Genomic DNA, 16,712 nt, shown 5'->3' with positions numbered 1-16,712 from the left:
TTTTAGCGGCGCTATACTGGCCCCTGCCAACAACCTACGCTACCGAAAGGTCACGCATTGTCCGCTTATGAATCAAAGGCATGGCTCCAGTATTACCCGGAGTGGACGCCGCACAGCCTCGAATACGGCAACACCACCCTGTTAGACCTGTATGACAATAACCTCGAGGTCAATGGCGATAAGTCAGCCACGTATTTCTTTGGGCGTACCCAAAACTATTCCGAGCTGGACCGCCAAGTGCGCGCCGCCGCTGCGGGACTTAAGGCCTTCGGCGTGCGCCCCGGTGACCGCGTAGCCATCGTCGCCCCCAATAGCCCGCAGTACATCGCGGCCTTTTACGCCATTTTGAAACTCGGCGCCCAGGTAGTGCTACACAACCCGCTTTATACCGCCCACGAGTTGGAAGGCCTGTTCCAAGACCACGGCGCGCGCATCGCCATCGCCTGGGACAAGGCCGCCCCCACCCTGGAGAAGCTGCGGGCTACCACCAACCTGGAAACGGTCGTGTCCATCAACATGATCAACGCCATGCCCACCCTGCAGCGCGCCGCGCTGCGCCTGCCGCTTCCCCCGCTCAAGGCCAAGCGCGAGCAGCTTTCTGCCCCGGCACCAAATACCGTGCCGTGGGAGGCGCTGATTGGTGATGCCATCGGTGGCAACGGCAGCGATATTAAGACGCCGGAGGACATTGATAAGGACACCATCGCGCTGGTGATGTACACCTCCGGTACGACCGGCGCACCCAAGGGCGCGATGCTCTCGCACGGCAACCTCGTATCCAACCTGCTCCAGGGCAAGGCTTGGGTGCCAGGCTTAGGCGATAAGCCAGAGCGCATGCTCGCCGCCCTGCCCTTCTTCCACGCCTACGGCCTGACCATGAACGTCACCTTGGCCCAGCTCATCGGCGGAGAATTGGTCATCCTGCCCGTGCCGCAGATCCCGCTCATCATGCAGCTGATGAAGAAGCACACCCCAACCTGGGTCCCGGGCGTTCCTACCTTGTACGAGCGCATCGTCAAGGCCGCCGAGGATCAAGAAGTTCCCATCAAGGGCGTGCGGGCAGCCTTCTCCGGCGCATCCACCCTGCCTTCTGAGACCGTCAATAAGTGGGAAAACGCCACCGGCGGCCTGCTCGTGGAGGGCTATGGCCTTACCGAGTGCTCGCCGATCATCGTGGGCAACCCCATGAGCACCGACCGCCGCCCCGGCTACGTGGGCATTCCCTTCCCGGATACCGAGGTGCGCATCGCCAACCCCGATAACCTGGACGAGACCCAGCCGGACGGCGTTGAGGGCGAGGTACTGGCCCGCGGCCCGCAGATTTTCAAGGGCTACCTCAATAACCAGGAAGCCACCGATGCCGCCTTCCACGGCGACTGGTTCCGCACCGGTGACATGGGCATCATGGAAGAAGACGGCTTCATTCGCCTGGTCAGCCGCATCAAGGAAATCATCATCACCGGTGGTTTCAACGTCTACCCGGGTGAGGTCGAAGAAATCCTGCGCGAGCACCCCAGCGTCGACGACGCCGCCGTGGTGGGCCGCCCGCGCGACGATGGCTCCGAAGACGTCGTAGCCTGTCTCGATCTTGCCGATGGCGCCGCGCTCGACCCCGAAGGCCTCAAGGAGTACTGCCGTGAGCGCTTGACCCGCTACAAGGTCCCGCGCACCTTCTACCACTTCGAGGAACTGGCCAAGGACCAGATGGGCAAGATCCGCCGCCGTGAGGTCCAAGAAGACCTCATCAACCGCCTCGAAGCAGAGAAGAACTCCTAAAACACCTAGAGTTCCCACCACCATGCTGCGCACCATTGATACCCCCATCGGCCCGCTACTGCTGACCGCAGATGCAGACGGGCTGTCCCGTGTCGACTTCGTCGCGATCCAGTCGGGTCGCGACGAGGAAAGCAAGGGTCGCCGCGAAACCATTAAGGTTCGCGGCGAGGTAAGCGGCGGAGTACACGGGGGCATCGACAAGCGCGGTGCAGACATCCTAGATGCGGCGCAAGAGCAGCTCGCGGAGTATTTCGCTGGGCGCCGCCGTGAGTTTGACCTGCCGCTCAACCCGGTGCCGACGACCGAATTCCGCGCGCAAATTCACGCGCAACTCGACTCCATTGGCTACGGCGAGGTCTCAAGCTATGGCGAGCTCGCCGCCGCCGTGGGGCGCCCCGCTGCTACCCGGGCGGTCGGCACCGCCTGCGGTGCCAATCCCCTGCCAATTATTCGGCCCTGCCACCGCGTGCTGCGCAGCGATGGAACGCTCGGCGGCTATGCCGGTGGCCTGGATATCAAGCGTTTTTTGCTGACACTCGAAGAAAACTAGAGGATTTCCTCACGTTCTGGGTATACTCGCCCTTTGTAATATTTTTCTTTAGCAAACGAAAGGGCAGCGCGTGTCCGCATACGAATCCCGGGCCTGGATTAAGCACTACAGCGACTGGACCCCCGCCACGCTTGATTACGGCGATAAAACCATCGTTGACTACTACGTCAATAACCTGCGCATCAATGCGAATAAGTCCGCGACCTACTTCTTCGGCAATACGCAGAACTACGCGGAGCTAGACGCCCAGGTGCGCGCCGCCGCCGCGGGCCTTAAGGCCTTTGGCATCCGGCCTGGCGATAGGGTCGCCATCGTCTTGCCCAACTGCCCCCAACACGTGGTGGCGTTTTATGCCATCCAGCTGCTGGGGGCCACCGCGGTGGAGCACAATCCCCTCTACACCGCCCACGAACTCGAGGGACTTTTCCAGGACCATGGCGCGCGCGTGGCCATCGCCTGGGATAAAACCGCTGCCACCTTGGAAAAGCTTCGCGCCACTACCCCGCTAGAGACCATCGTGTCCGTCAACATGATCGACGCGATGCCACCGCTCAAGCGCCTCGCGCTCCGGATTCCCCTGCCGCCGCTGGCCGCCAAGCGCGAGCAGCTAACCGGCGCGGCCCCGAATACCGTGGCCTGGTCCACGCTTATCGGTTCTGCCATCGGCGGCGACGGCAAGGACCTCGAGATTGCCAAGGTCACGCAGGACGATATCGCGCTTATCCTCTACACCTCCGGCACCACAGGCAAGCCCAAGGGCGCGCTGCTTTCGCACGGCAACCTCATCTCCAACTGCGTGCAGGGCGAGGCCTGGCTGACGAATATGGACGCCACCGAGCAGCGCTTCCTCGCTGCCTTGCCGCTCTTCCACGCCTACGGCATGACCACGCTGTGCGTACTCAGCATCTACTTCGGCGCCGAGCTCATCTTGGTTCCATCCCCGCAGATGCCGCTCATCATGGACATCGTTAAGAAGCACACCCCCACCTGGCTACCGGGCGTGCCCACGTTATACGAGAAGATCATGGACGCCGCCGAGGAAAAAGGCGTGGATCTTACCGGCATCAGCAACGCCTTCTCCGGCGCCGCTACCCTGCCGGTTGACGTGATGGAGCGCTGGGAATCCATGACCGGCGGCCGCCTCGTGGAGGGCTTCGGCATGACCGAGACCTCACCCGTTCTCATTGGCAACCCCATGAACGGCAACCGTCGCCCGGGCTATGTGGGCCTGCCCTTCCCCGATACCGAGGTGCGCATTGGCAATCCGGATAATCTCGATGAAACCCAGCCGGATGGCGAGCCGGGAGAGATGCTGGCTCGCGGGCCGCAGATCTTCCAGGGCTATTTCAATAACGAAAAGGCCACCGAGGAGTCCTTCCACAACGGTTGGTTCCGCACCGGCGATATGGCCACCATGGATGAGGACGGCTGGGTCAAGCTGGTCAGCCGCATCAAGGAAATCATCATCACCGGCGGTTTTAATGTCTACCCGGCCGAGGTCGAAGAAGTGGTGCGCAAGCACCCAGACGTCAAGGAGGTCGCCGTGGTGGGACGCCCGCGCAAGGATGGCTCCGAGGACGTCGTCGCCTGCGTCATCCTGCGCGATGGCGCCGTCCTGGACCCAGAAGGCCTCAAGGAGTACTGCCGCGAACGCCTGACCCGCTACAAGGTTCCGCGCACCTTCTACCACTTTGAGGAGCTGGCTTCGGACCAGCTGGGCAAGGTCCGCCGCCGCATGGTACAGCAGGATCTCCTCGATCTCCTCAAGCAGAAGGCTTAGTATTAACCACCATGTCAGACCTCGAGTACGACGCCACGCTGACGGATTTCCTCGCCACCGCCGTAGCCAACTTCCCCCACCGTCCCGCCACCTATTTCGGCGGCGAGACCTTAAGCTACGCGGAGCTGGATACCCGCATCGCCGCTGCCGCCGGCGCCCTGCGGGAGATGGGAATCCGCCCCGGTGACCGAGTAGCGCTGGTCTTGCCCAACTCCCCGCAGCACCTCATTGCCTTTTTCGCGGTGCTGCGCCTAGGCGCGGTCGTGGTCGAACATAACCCTCAGTACACCGCCCACGAGCTGGCCCCACTCTTTGCCCACCACGGCGCCCGCATCGCCCTGGTCTGGGATAAGGTCGCCGCCGTGGTCGACGGCATGGCCAGCACGGTGATCCCCGTGTCCTTGGAGGCGCCGCTTCCCCTGTCCGGAGCCCCAGTGCCCCACCGCGAGGCCGCGCTTGCCGATGCCGCCCTTATCCTCTACACCTCCGGCACCACCGGCCAGCCCAAGGGCGTGCTGCTCACGCACGGCAACCTCGCAGCTAACTGCATCCAATTAGAGGCCCAGGCCGATCTGCGCCCCGGCCACGAGCGTTTCCTCGCCACGTTGCCGATGTTCCATTCCTATGGGCTGACCATGAGCGTCTTGCTCGCGGTGCGCTGCGCCGCCGAGATCATCCTGCTGCCCGCCCCGCGCCCAGCGGCCGTGGTCAGCGCCTTGGCACAGCGCCGCCCGACGTGGATGCCGGGTGTGCCCACCATTTATGAGCGCGCCATGGGCGAGCTGGCGGCAGAATCTGCCTCCGGGGTGGCCGCTGAGCAGGCCGCCGAGCAGGCTGCAGACCTGGGCGGGGTGCGCTACGCCATTTCCGGGGCGGCATCGCTGCCCGCGCGCATCATCGAGCCCTGGCAGGACCGCACCGGCGGCATGCTCGTCGAGGGCTACGGGCTCACCGAGGCCTCCCCCGTGCTGACCATTAACCCGCTTGGTGAGGGTCGGCGCGTGGGGACCATCGGCAAGCCACTTGCCGATACCGACCTGCGCATCGGGGATCCCGCTGACCTTGACCGCAGCCAACCCGATGGAACCCCCGGTGAGATTCTTGCCCGCGGGCCCCAGGTTTTGGAGGCTACCTCAATAATCCCGCCGCCACGCAGGAGGCATTCCACGGCGATTGGCTGCGCACCGGCGATATGGGGGTGCGCGAGGCCGATGGCCATTTCCGGCTGGTGGGCCGGATTAAAGAGGTCATCATCACCGGTGGCTTTAACGTCTTTCCCAGCGAGGTGGAACATGCATTGTTGAGCCACCCCGCGATAAGCCAAGCCGCGGTGGCCGGCGTCCCGCGCGCCGATGGTTCCGAGGATGTCGCCGCCTGCCTGGTGCTCCGCCCCGGCGCCACCTTCGACGCGGAAGCGCTGCGCGAGCACTGCCGCGGCCTCTTGGCGCGCTATAAGGTCCCGCGCCATTTCGTGGTGCAAGAAGAATTGCCCACCGATCAGCTAGGCAAGCTGCGCCGCCGCCAGGTACAGGAAATCTTGGTGGCAGAGGTTGCTTCCCGCTAACTCGCGGCGGGAGAAACTACTTCCCGGCGCGGGTGCGGTGCTCGCTGCGGGTGCGGTGTGCGCTGCGGGCGGCACCAGCAAAGATGCGCCCCGAGCGCTCCTCTAGCTTCTGCTTCGCGCGCACCTGCTGTTGTGCCGCGAATTCGGAGCGCGGCGGGGCCTGAATATAGCGCTCGGCATGCAGCCCCAGCTGCAGCTCCTTGGCCCGCAGGACCTCCGCATCGATCTTGATGCCCAAAATCAGCATCGTATTGGACAGCCAGACGGTCATAAATACCGCCATGACCGTACCGAATGCCCCGTAAATGCTCACCCCTGCCAGGTACTTGATGTAGAGGGAAAATGCGCCCCACACCACCAGGTTCGTCAGCAGCGCTACCACCGAGCCCAAGGTGATCCAGCGGAAGCGGCTAGGTCGAACGTTGGGTGCAAAGTGGTACCACACGGCAATGAGTGCCAGCGCCACCACGACCGTTATAGGGAAGCGCAACCAATTCCACACGGGCATAAAAATGCTGCCGATAAAGTCCACGGTGCCGTGCAGCCCCAGCCGGAGCGCCACGGGCTCGATGACGCTGTCCACGACGGTATCGCGCAATAAATTGGCACACAGCACCACCACCGCGCCGATGACTAGGACCACGGTAATGGCCCACATCAATGCCCATGTGCGAATGGTTCCGCGTCCTTCCACCCGGCCGTAGACCGTATTGGCGGTACGCGAGAAGGCCCGCACATACGCCGAGGCGGCAAAGAGCGAAATCACTACAGAGACCACCAACGCAAACGTGCCCTGCCTCGTGGAACCGATAATGGAGCTGACAATGTTGCCGGCCTCCTCCGCCATGGAGCGTGGCACGTAGGTATCGATGAATTGCGCGGTCAGCGCCTCCACCTCTCCCCGGCGCGAAGAAAAGATCAGCGTGGCAATGGAATAGGCCGCCAGGACGGTGGGCGCGAATGCCATGAGGGTGAAGTAGGTCATCGCGGCGGCGCGGTCCATTAAGGCATCGTGGAAAAAATCGGCCCACACGCGCCGCATGACCAAGCCCCAGCTGTCCTTGCGCAGGCGGTTGCCGCGCGCCCAAGGATCGACATCGGCGGCGGGGCTTTCCACGGTGACCAAGGTGGTAACGGTGCTTGGCGCGATCTTTTGCTGTTGGGCAGCCTGCTTCCGGGCTGGCTTGCTGCCGGTTGCGGGGGCATCGTCCAAGGCACTCATAGTTACGCAGCGTATGCGGCTTAAGAATCTATTCTGGGAAGTGACACTCGCAACGATTAGGCTGGGGACTATGACTGAACAGAACCAAGAGAAGATTAACGTCAAGTCCTTCGAGCTCGACCACCGCCTCGTCAGCGCGCCTTATATCCGCGTGGCTGACCGCACCGATTTGGGCGGCGGCGTGGAAATTATCAAGTATGACCTGCGCTTCTGCCAGCCTAATAAGGAGCACTTGGACACGGAGGCGCTGCACTCCGTGGAGCACATGATGGCCAACTTTATGCGCAACTACACCGATAAGCTCATCGGTTTCGCTCCTATGGGCTGCCGCACCGGCTTCTACGCCATTACCAACGGCATGGAGCAGGATGAATTGCTGCGCGCCGTTGAGGGTGCGCTCAACGATATCCTCACCGCCACCGAGGTTCCCGCCGCCAACGAAGAGCAGTGCGGTTGGGGCGCGCACCACAGCTTGAAGGGCGCACAGGATGCAGCCCGCAAGTTCTTGGATGCCAAGCCGGAGTGGCTCGAGGTCATGGCTGCCTAGGAGCCCGCAAGCAACACTTCCGTCCAAAACAACCGCGTTTCGCCACAAATGAGGGCGAATTTTAGAAGAACGCGGTTGTTTTGGACGTTTTTATGTGAGCGCAGGCCTAAAACCCGCGCGAACCTAGTGTCTGCGGCCCCGTCGCGCCGAGAGGCGCGGCCTAGTCCTCGTCCATGGATAGGCCCAGCCACACGGGCTCGGGCACGAGCTCGACGCCGAAGGCTTCGCAGACGCCATCGCGAATAGTGCGAGCCAGCGCGACGATATCGGCGGCGGTCGCGGTGCCGCGGTTAGTCAGCGCCAGGGTGTGCTTGGTGGATAGCGTTGCCGGTCCTGAGCCGGGGTAGCCCTTTGTGAATCCTGCGTTATCGATAAGCCAGGCTGCCGAAAGCTTTTCGTGCGGGGACGGTTCGCCCTGTGCTGAAGCGGTGGCGGGATGGCGGGGCATGCGGTCGGCGGGGGCATCGCCAAGCGTGGCCCGCACCTTGTCCTGGATGGCGTCGGCGACGCTGGATTCGACCACGGGGTTGGTGAAGAAGGAGCCGGCGGACCAAGTGTCGTGGTCGGCGGCATCGAGCACCATGCCCTTGCCGCGGCGCAGGGCGAGGACCTCCTCGCGGACCTGGGCAACGGGGCGGCGCTCACCGGGGTTATCGGTAAGCTGGCCAAAGCGCAGGGGGCGCGACAGACCGTCCGTGGTCAATTGCAATTCGACCTCGAGCACCACCGCGCGGCCGGTGAATTTCAGGTTGGAATAGCGGTAGGCCAAATCAAGGTCGGAGACGGGAACCCACTCATCGGCATCGGTGCGCAGGTTATACAGGCGCACGCGGGTCAAGACCTCAGAAATCTCGGCACCATAGGCGCCCACGTTTTGTACGGGCACCGCGCCCACCGTGCCGGGAATGCCGGAAAGGCACTCGATGCCCCCCAGGGACTGTGCCACGGATTCCGCCACGACCTCGTCCCATACCGCACCGGATTGGGCTCGCACGAGGCCGGTCTCGGTATCCATGTCCACCGCGGCAAAGTCGAGGACAACGGCGACCACGTCTACCTCGCCATCAGAAACCAGCAGGTTGGAACCGCCGCCGACCACGATGAAAGGGATTTTTTCTTTCTCGAGGTACCGCAGTGCCGCAACCGCTGCTTCAGGCCGCGAACAACGCAACGTGACCCGCGGCTTTCCCCCCACGCGCAAGGTGGTGAGATCGGCAAAGCTCGCCGTGGGATCCACGTCTACGCCGTCGATTGCTGTGAGTTGTTGCGTCAAAAATTTATCAAGCACGTATACCAAGGTAGTCTGTTAAGCATGTCAACTCGTAGTGAAAACACCGTAACCATCAATCAGCCTATCGACATGGTTCACAAGGCGCTGCTTACCCAGGGATACTGGGAGTACATCGTGGAAAACCTTTCCCCGGAGGCAGGCCAGGTTCACGATTTCTCCGATAACGTAGCAACGCTCTACGAGGTCCTGCCGACCACCCTCTTGCCAGAGGCTGTGCGCGCCATGGTCTCGCAGGACCTCAAGGTCAAGCGCGTGGTCACCGTGGGCGAGCTCAACGGCCAGGCCGCTGACGTCAATTACACCGCCGATGTCAAGGGCACCCCGGTGGACTTCAAGGGCGAGATTTCCCTGGCCGGCGAGGGCGAGATGACCAAGCTGACCTACACCAACGAGATCTCCGTCAAGATCCCGATGATGGGCGCAGCCATCGAGCCGAAGGTGGGCGAATCCCTCGCAGAGCTCTTTGATAACGAGGGCAAGCTGACCGAACAGTGGATTTCTGAAAACCTCTAAGGCATCCCAGACTTAGCATCCACCGATTCCCATGGCCGACCACGCTCATAACCTGCGCGCCAGCGCAGCAGCGGGTCGGCCTTTTGGCGTTATTACCCGCGGCACCACCAACTACAACAGGCTCAGGCGCTGCGATAGGTGGATGGTGGCCCACCCGGAGATTTCGGCGCTGCTGCGCCACGTGCGCACCCCGCTCGCGCTCGACGTGGGCTATGGCGCCTCCCATACCACCACCGTGGAGTGGGCGCGGTGGCTGCGCCGCATCAATCCCCGCGTGGATGTGCGCGGGCTAGAAATCCACCCGGACAGGGTGCTGCCGCCGCGCGATGGCGTGCGCTTTGAGCTGGGCGGATTTGAGCTCGCGGGCTACCGGCCGCAGGTGGTGCGCGCCTTTAATGTCCTGCGCCAATACGACGTGGACCAGGTTGCGGAGGCCTGGCAGACGGTGTGCTCGCGCTTGGCACCTGGCGGGTTCTTTGTGGAGGGCACCTGCGATGAGCTGGGCCGGCGCGCGGCGTGGGTCCTGCTCGATCAGCATGGGCCGAAGACGCTGACGCTCGCGTGGGATCCCTTCGACGTGGCCCGCCCCTCCGATGTGGCCGAGCGCCTGCCCAAGGTGCTCATCCACCGCAACGTGCCCGGCGAGCCCATCCACGAGCTCCTGCAGGCCGCCGATAGGGCCTGGGATCGCGCCGCCGGGTGGGCCCCGCACGGCCCGCGGGTGCGATGGCGCATGGCACAAGCCCTGCTTGCCGATGCCCCCTTCAACCTCCAGCCTCCCCGCCGCCGGCTGCGCGATAATACGCTCACTGTAAGCTGGGAGAGCATCGCGCCCCGCTAATATCCAGCACACATTGCCACCGGCCGCCTCATGCGCCACACTGGTAGTCATGGCTGCAAAGAAATCGGGCGGATCGCTCGCTTGGAAAATTGTCGTAGGCGTCCTCGTAGCGCTGCTTATTATCATCCTCATCGCCGAGTTTGGCCTGCGCTGGTTCATTGGTAACCAGATGACCGAGGAGTTCAAAAATAGCGCCAAAGAAGAAGGCATCGAGGTCACAGAAGATCCCTCGGTAAGCTTTGGCGGCAGCCCCCTCCTCTTTGGGCTTATGCGCGGCTCGATTTCCCAGATGGACATGACCACGCCGTCGACCCTGCAGATCGAAGGCTCGCAGATCAAGGGGCAACCCGCCTCTGAAATCCACGTGGAAGATATGTCCACGGATGCGGATAACCCAGTGGCCGGTTCCCTCCGCGCCACCACCACCGTCCCAGATGACTATCTGCTGGCTAGCTTCCAAAAAGGAATCTCAGACCAATCCGGCAGCGACACCGTTGGGAATATGGTGGTCACTGAAATTACCGCGAATGACCAGAGCGACGAGCTGGAAGTGAAATTCGGCGGCGGTTTGGCCAGCCTTTCGCTCAAGCCCACCGCCCGCGACGGCAAGCTGGAGATCAATGCCACCGAGGCCGCTATCTTTGGCCTCTCGCTGCCTGAGCAAGCAACCAGTTCCATTTCAGAGGCGCTGCAGGAAGGCATGTCCGATGAGCTCATCGCCAAGGACTTGCAGGTCGAATCCGTGGATGTGGGCGACGGCAAGGTCACACTCACGTTTACGGGCACCGATGTCCCATTGAAGGATTTGGAACACTTCTCAGACGAAAGCGGCGAACAGAAGAAGGCCGCCTAAAAGCGTCGGCCTAGGTAGCGACTTAGGCGGTGGGAAATTCTACGACGGGCAGCGAGCTTTCCAGCTCGCTGCCTTTTTCTATGACGAGTTTATGAAAACCGGACTGGGTGGCGGCGGTTTCCGCGAGGGACCGCGCTGGTTCCGCCTCCGGCAGGATGAGGCCCACGCGGGCCGGGTCTGGGCAGGCCTCGCGGATGGCGACGAGCTCGGCGAGGATTGGGGTGGCATCGGCAAGCGTGGCGTCCACGCTGACCCACACCTCGTCCGCGCCGGACTGGATGGCCAGGCGGGCCTCAGAGGCCTTGATGAGTGTGTGATGCCGGCCGGTGGGATAGCCCGCCACGGCGGTAATGCCCGCCGGCTCTGCTGCAGCCGCCACCGTCACGTGGTGCGGCGAGACCAAAACATGCTGCCCCGTGGCCTGCTCCCTGACCTCAGCGGCGGAAGCGTGCAGGAGATTTTTCATGCTTAGTAGCTGTAGTCGCCGTTGATGATGGCCTTGAGCTGCGGGCGCACATCAAACCAATAGATGCCGGTGATGACCGTGCCAATCCATGCCAAGAATTGCAGGCCGGTAGCCATCGCAACCGCCGATCCCGCAAGCAGGCCTACCCATACCCATTTACCCTTGCGGTCGCCGGCCCGAAACGCGTCCTCGCGCGTAGATGCCGCGAGGACAGCCCCGATGATGGCAGCAATGGTCAGGGCCTGGAAAAAGTAGATGGGAAACTTATTGGCAATATCAATTAAAACGTACATGCAAATTAATTCGTGGGTTCGTCGGTATCGATAACTTCGCCATCGATAATATTATCGTCCTTGTCCGCAGCAGCGGAATTACCGTTCTTGGGCGCGTTCTTCTCGTTCACGCGCTCCTGGGCATAGCCATACGCGTCCTTCACGCCCTCGCGGGTTTCCTGGTACGCATCCGCGAACTTGTCCTTCGCCGCAGAGAAAGCCTCCGAGTCGCGGGTTTCCTCCGCGGCCTTCTTGATGGACGCACCCCACTGCTTGGCGGTGTTGGTGGCCTTATCCAGCATGCCGTCCTTCTCACCCAGTGGGCCCTGTGCACCTGCGCCCCGCACGCCCTGGTTCTCGCGCTCTTCCTGCAGGCGGCCGCCGAAATCCTTGGCGGTATTCAGCGCAGACGCGCCGGCTTCCTTCAGGGAATCAAAAAGCTTCTTCTTCTCAGTCATGAAATCCTCCGTGTTTTGGTTTGGTCCGGTGCATTAAGCGCCGAAAATGAGATGATTAACAGCATATATGGCCAATCCTGCCAGGGAACCGACGATCGTGCCGTTAAGGCGAATAAATTGCAGATCCTTGCCCACCATCAGCTCGATATTCTGGGAGGCTTCCTGCGCATCCCAGCGCTTGATGGTCTCCGGGATGATCGCGATGATCTCCGGGGCGAATTTCTCCACCGCGTAGCGCGCGGCCTTGTCCACAAAATCATTGGCCTGGGCCAAGAACTCGGAATCCTCAAGCAACCGGTGCGCCAATTCCTTCACCTTGGCCGTCATCTTCTGCCGCAGGAAGGACTCCGGGTCATTGCACTGATCAATCAGCGTGGTGGAAATCGTGCGCCACATCGCCGCCGGCGCCTGCTGCACCTGGTCAGAGGCGAGCATCTCCTGTTTGATGCCCTCGATGCGCTCGCGCATATCCGCATCCCATTGCAGGTCCGCAGCCAGCTTGGATAGGTTGCGGCGAATGGCCAGGCGGGCCTCGTGGTTGCCATCGCGGCGGACCTCTTCGGCGAAATTAACGAGCTCGCTATAGACCTTGTCCCCCACCATCTCGCGGGCAAAGCGCGGCGCCCACCCGGGCATGCGCTCATCGATGGCCGTGACCACCATTGACTCCATGCCAAGAATTTTCTTGTGCGCCCAGTCAATGAGGTCATCCTCCAGCGGGCGCGCCTTGCCGTCCGCGATGTACCCCTCCAGCAACCGGCCTAACGGCGGCCCCCACTCCGGCTCCGCCAGACGGTCCATGACCTGGGTGCGGATGAACTGCTCCGCCTCAGCCGGGTCGAGGTCCTGCACCACGCTGGCGGCGCGCTCACCAATCCATTCGGAGACCTCCTCCGCCTTGCCGGGTTCAGCCCCCTGGCGCGCCAGCCACAGCGGCAGCTCGGCATCTCGCACCTTGGCGCTCAGCGCATCCGCGGTCAGGAAATTCTCCTCCACAAAGTCACTCAAGGCATCGCCCACGCGGTCCTTATTATTCGGAATCAGCGCCGTGTGTGGGATGGGCAGGCCCATCGGCCGGCGGAACAGTGCCGTCACCGCAAACCAGTCCGCCAGGCCACCGACCATGCCAGCCTCCGCCGCCGCACGCACGTAGCCGACCCACACCGGCGCCCCGCTTTCCGATGCCTGCCACCACGAGCACCCCAAAAAGATCACCGCCGCAAGCAAAAGCAGCGACAGCGCAATCACCTTCCACCGCCGCAGGTCCGCCCGGCGCGCCTCCTGGTTACCGGCCTGCGGAACGGGAGCAGCGCCCGACGGCGCCGTTGCAGTTTCCGGCTCCGGTGCCGAAGCGGTTGCCGATTCGAGGCCTTCGTCCGCGCGGTGGTTCATGTGGTCTCCTTGGGATTGGGAAGGTGCTTTCGAGCTTCATTCTCTAACACTAGTGCGTCCTAAAACACTCGCTAAACCACGCGACCAATTCAGTTAGGGGTTAGACCTATGCCCCTACGGATCCTGATCTTTATTCGAAGGTCACGTTCCATTTCCAGCGCTTTCCGGTGAATAGCCTTTGCACATGGATACCTATACGTAAACTGGTTCCGCGCCTTCTATCTATGACAATCAAACCCCTGAAACAAAACTTAGCTTCGGTCTTCGAAAGTTTTCCGTCATATCACCGAATTGATATTGCAACGGGATATTTTAGCCTTCGCGGCTGGTCTTCGATTGACCCTTTAGTACGTGAGAGCTTTGAAACAGGGGATGTTGATGGGCCAATCGAGAGTGTCTGATGGTTTGTGTGTGTAGGTACCTAACCCGCATAAGAAGATGGAGGGCCTGACCCCCCATTTGGTGGACACCTGATATCCAGCCCAGTCGAGCTGGGAAGAAAGGTAATCTACCACCATGTCCAGGTACTCCGAACAGTTCAAACGCGATGCCGTGGCCCTCTATGAAAACAATGAGGACCTCTCGCTGAACTCAGCGTCAGCAGAGCTCGGTATCAATCGAGCCTCGCCGCATTCTTGGATCAAAAAGTACGGCACCGGCAAACGTACCCGCATAAAAGCCGTGCACGATCAAGCCCAGGCGACGACTGATTTTGAGCGAATCCGCCAGCTGGAAAAAGAAAACGCAAAGTTGCGCGAAGAACGTGACATCCTGCGCAAGGCCGCGAAATATTTTGCCGAAGAGACACGCTGGTGATCCGCTTCCAGTTTGTCTATGACCACCGAACTGAATACTCGGTTAAGCGGATGTGCTACGTTTTAAAGCTGAATCGTTCCTCGTTCTATAAATGGGTCCACACCCGTCAAGAACGCAGGTTAAAGATGTGTTCCGATGCCCTTATTGGTGCAAGAATTGCAACCATCTTCGATGATGAGCACGGGCTTTATGGTGCTAAACGTATCGCCGCAAGCCTGAAGGAAGACCCGGCGTATACCCCGACCAATCATAAGAAGGTTGCACGCATCATGAAATCCATGGGGCTAAAAGGTTTTAGCAAACGGCGTCCATGCATCACCACTAGGCGCAAGCCTGGTCACCGTGTCATGCCAGATCTAGTAGGCCGTACATTCACAGCTGACGAGCCGAACCGTGTGTATGTCGGCGACATTACCTACCTGCCGTGTAAGGGCGGCAAAAACATGTATTTGGCCACAGTCATTGACACCTATTCACGGAAACTTGCAGGTTATGCACTCGCAGACCACATGCGTGTCTCACTGGTCATCGATGCTCTAGCCCACGCACACGGTGTGCGTGGCAGTCTTGATGAGGCTGTTTTCCATTCTGATCATGGCAGTGTATATACCTCACAGGCGTTCAGAAATTACTGCTCGTCGCTGGGTGTACGCCAGTCCATGGGAGCGGTAGGAACGAGTGCTGATACCGCCCTAGCAGAATCGTTTAACGCTACTTTAAAGCGAGAAGTGCTGCGTGATCGGAAAGTCTTTGACAATCCAATCAGCTGTCGTCAGGAAGTCTTCCGGTGGTGCATGCGCTACAACACCCGCAGACGACACTCCTGGTGCAATCTCGTAGCTCCTGATGTCTTTGAAGCCAAGGCTTCAGTTACACTGACCAAAGCAGCATAGCTAACCCCCGACGTGTCCACTTTCCGGGGGTCAGGCCCGGACCAGAATGACTACTGTGACAAGACGAGATCCGGCCGATAAAACCAAGATTGATGCGATTGAAAAGAAGCTGCTTGCTAACCCTGAAATCGCGAAACTAATTGATGACCTAGGCACGTCCACAACGGATGCCAATGACCTGGTTCGGGACATGCTGCAAGCCTCAATCGCCAGAGGTTTGAATGCTGAAATGGATGCCCACCTTGGCTACGAGTCTGGTGATAGGAGTGGCAAAGCTGCAGCTGGGACAGACAATTACCGTAACGGCACCTACTCGAAAACCGTGGATTCTAACTACGGTCTGGTAACTGTTGATGTCCCACGCGATCGGGCCGGAACATTCTTGCCGACCATGGTTCCTAAAGGATCGAGACGCTTGACTGACGTTGATGACATGATCGTCAACTTGTACGCCGGTGGAATGACAATAAGGGATATCCAGCACCACATGGCAACTGCGATGCGGGTAGATATTTCCCATGAGACGATTTCTGCGGTTACTGACACCGTCTTGGATGAAGTCATGGTCCTGCAAAACCGCCAGCTAGATGAGTTCTACCCGGTCATTTTCCTGGATGCACTACGTATTAAAGTCCGCGATGTTGGCCGAGTAGTCAACAAGTCCGCGTACATGGCAATCGGGGTGGACCTCGACGGAATTAAGCACATTTTGGGATTGTGGATTGCCAAAGAAGAAGGCGCTTCCTTTTGGGCGCAGGTATGCGCCAAACTTTCCAACCGTGGGGTCAAAGACGTTTTTATTGTTTGCTGTGACGGGCTGAAAGGCCTACCCGAGGCAGTAGAGGCAGCCTGGCCGAACTCTATGGTACAAACCTGTATCGTGCACCTGATACGTGCCGCGAACCGTTGGGTGGCCTACGGGGATCGCCGGGCTGTTTCAGCCGCGTTGAAAAAGATTTATACTGCTGCGGACGAGCCGACGGCACGTGCTGCCTTAGAGGAATTCGAGGCTTCCGAGCTGGGTGAGAAGTATCCCCGCTCAGTCAAGGTCTGGCAGGACGCGTGGGAGCGGTTTGTTCCGTTTCTGCAGTTCCCACCAGCAGCCAGGAAGGTCATCTATACGACGAATTCCATTGAATCTTTTAACAATGAGCTGCGTAAAGCTACTCGCAACAGGGTGCAGTTCACCAACGATGAATCAGCGCTTAAAACACTGTGGTTGATGATCTGCAATATTGAAGATAAGCGAGCCGCCAAGAGAGCAAAGCAGGGCAAACGAGTCTCAAGAACAGCCGGCAGACTCATGGAAGGAGCCCGAGTTTCCGGCTGGAAACAAGCCATCAACCAAATGGCCGTGGCCTACCCCGACCGCTTCGACAAATACCTATAAACCCAGCTCCACACACAAACAACTTGACACGCTCGGGAACGGAGCTCACCGCACTACCCAGGAGTCCTGGTCATCGACTCTGCACTTA

At 60.6% G+C, this 16,712-nt stretch carries 15 protein-coding genes and 1 pseudogene; 10 read left to right on the top strand and 6 right to left on the bottom strand.

Translation table 11 applies throughout. The annotated features are described in order from the left end of the window. Positions 1-57 precede the first annotated feature (57 nt). The 4 genes and pseudogenes from ACLI1T_RS01305 (at position 58) to ACLI1T_RS01290 (ending at position 5,670) form a co-directional block, all read left to right on the top strand. The gene (locus tag ACLI1T_RS01305) at positions 58-1,776 is read left to right on the top strand and encodes a long-chain-fatty-acid--CoA ligase (RefSeq protein ID WP_411702843.1); all 1,719 of its coding nucleotides are present in this window, start codon (positions 58-60) and stop codon (positions 1,774-1,776) included. A 22-nt stretch (positions 1,777-1,798) separates the two neighbouring features. After that, entirely contained in the window at positions 1,799-2,326 is a 528-nt protein-coding gene (locus ACLI1T_RS01300) for a methylated-DNA--[protein]-cysteine S-methyltransferase (protein ID WP_411702842.1), read from the top strand. Between the two features lie 70 nt (positions 2,327-2,396). Continuing rightward, entirely contained in the window at positions 2,397-4,106 is a 1,710-nt protein-coding gene (locus tag ACLI1T_RS01295; RefSeq protein ID WP_411702841.1) for a long-chain-fatty-acid--CoA ligase, read from the top strand. Positions 4,107-4,117: 11 nt separating this feature from the next. Beyond that, positions 4,118-5,670 (top strand): annotated as a pseudogene (locus ACLI1T_RS01290) (AMP-binding protein). A gap of 16 nt (positions 5,671-5,686) precedes the next feature. Here the strand turns inward: ACLI1T_RS01290 and ACLI1T_RS01285 are convergent. Next, complete coding sequence (locus tag ACLI1T_RS01285; protein ID WP_411702840.1) at positions 5,687-6,892, bottom strand: YihY/virulence factor BrkB family protein; 1,206 nt, start codon at positions 6,890-6,892, stop codon at positions 5,687-5,689. 70 nt (positions 6,893-6,962) lie between these two features. Between ACLI1T_RS01285 and ACLI1T_RS01280 the strand changes: the two genes are divergently transcribed. Next, positions 6,963-7,439 carry an S-ribosylhomocysteine lyase gene (locus ACLI1T_RS01280; protein ID WP_023025084.1) on the top strand — a complete coding sequence of 159 codons (477 nt, stop codon included), beginning with the start codon at positions 6,963-6,965 and terminating at the stop codon, positions 7,437-7,439. Between the two features lie 160 nt (positions 7,440-7,599). On the opposite strand, the gene ACLI1T_RS01275 is transcribed toward ACLI1T_RS01280, so the two are convergent. Continuing rightward, positions 7,600-8,727, bottom strand: a complete 1,128-nt coding sequence (locus tag ACLI1T_RS01275; RefSeq protein ID WP_411702839.1) for a UDP-N-acetylmuramate dehydrogenase — start codon at positions 8,725-8,727, stop codon at positions 7,600-7,602. 24 nt (positions 8,728-8,751) lie between these two features. Here ACLI1T_RS01275 and ACLI1T_RS01270 point away from each other — a divergent pair, with 24 nt between their 5' ends. The 3 genes from ACLI1T_RS01270 to ACLI1T_RS01260 are packed head-to-tail and all read left to right on the top strand — an operon-like array spanning position 8,752 to position 10,937. Next, positions 8,752-9,243: a DUF2505 domain-containing protein gene (locus tag ACLI1T_RS01270; protein ID WP_411702838.1), complete on the top strand. Its 492-nt coding sequence runs from the start codon at positions 8,752-8,754 to the stop codon at positions 9,241-9,243. A gap of 31 nt (positions 9,244-9,274) precedes the next feature. Further along, positions 9,275-10,084, top strand: coding sequence for a class I SAM-dependent methyltransferase (locus ACLI1T_RS01265; RefSeq protein WP_411702837.1), 810 nt, complete (start codon positions 9,275-9,277; stop codon positions 10,082-10,084). 49 nt (positions 10,085-10,133) lie between these two features. Further along, positions 10,134-10,937 carry a DUF2993 domain-containing protein gene (locus ACLI1T_RS01260; RefSeq protein WP_411702836.1) on the top strand — a complete coding sequence of 268 codons (804 nt, stop codon included), beginning with the start codon at positions 10,134-10,136 and terminating at the stop codon, positions 10,935-10,937. A gap of 22 nt (positions 10,938-10,959) precedes the next feature. Here the strand turns inward: ACLI1T_RS01260 and ACLI1T_RS01255 are convergent, their stop codons facing one another. The 4 genes from ACLI1T_RS01255 to ACLI1T_RS01240 are packed head-to-tail and all read right to left on the bottom strand — an operon-like array spanning position 10,960 to position 13,525. Beyond that, entirely contained in the window at positions 10,960-11,403 is a 444-nt protein-coding gene (locus tag ACLI1T_RS01255; RefSeq protein ID WP_411702835.1) for a deoxyribose-phosphate aldolase, read from the bottom strand. 2 nt (positions 11,404-11,405) lie between these two features. After that, a complete protein-coding gene (locus tag ACLI1T_RS01250; protein ID WP_411702834.1) occupies positions 11,406-11,696 on the bottom strand; it encodes a DUF2516 family protein in 291 nt (96 codons plus the stop codon). A 5-nt stretch (positions 11,697-11,701) separates the two neighbouring features. Continuing rightward, a complete protein-coding gene (locus tag ACLI1T_RS01245) occupies positions 11,702-12,133 on the bottom strand; it encodes a CGLAU_01105 family protein (protein WP_411702833.1) in 432 nt (143 codons plus the stop codon). A gap of 33 nt (positions 12,134-12,166) precedes the next feature. Further along, positions 12,167-13,525: a DUF445 domain-containing protein gene (locus ACLI1T_RS01240; RefSeq protein WP_411702832.1), complete on the bottom strand. Its 1,359-nt coding sequence runs from the start codon at positions 13,523-13,525 to the stop codon at positions 12,167-12,169. Positions 13,526-14,041: 516 nt separating this feature from the next. Here ACLI1T_RS01240 and ACLI1T_RS01235 point away from each other — a divergent pair. Together ACLI1T_RS01235 and ACLI1T_RS01230 are read left to right on the top strand one after the other, a co-directional pair. Next, positions 14,042-15,234 (top strand): IS3 family transposase gene (locus ACLI1T_RS01235; protein ID WP_411702831.1). Its coding sequence is split into 2 segments (ribosomal slippage): positions 14,042-14,321 and positions 14,321-15,234, totalling 1,194 coding nucleotides; the frame shifts between segments, so codons are not numbered across the junction. 46 nt (positions 15,235-15,280) lie between these two features. Then, positions 15,281-16,624: an IS256 family transposase gene (locus ACLI1T_RS01230; protein ID WP_411702830.1), complete on the top strand. Its 1,344-nt coding sequence runs from the start codon at positions 15,281-15,283 to the stop codon at positions 16,622-16,624. The last annotated feature ends 88 nt before the right edge of the window (positions 16,625-16,712 follow it).

Source organism: Corynebacterium tuingiense (genome assembly GCF_046718165.1).
In the GTDB taxonomy this organism is placed as follows: domain Bacteria; phylum Actinomycetota; class Actinomycetes; order Mycobacteriales; family Mycobacteriaceae; genus Corynebacterium.
This window is presented reverse-complemented; position numbering and strand designations above follow the sequence as displayed.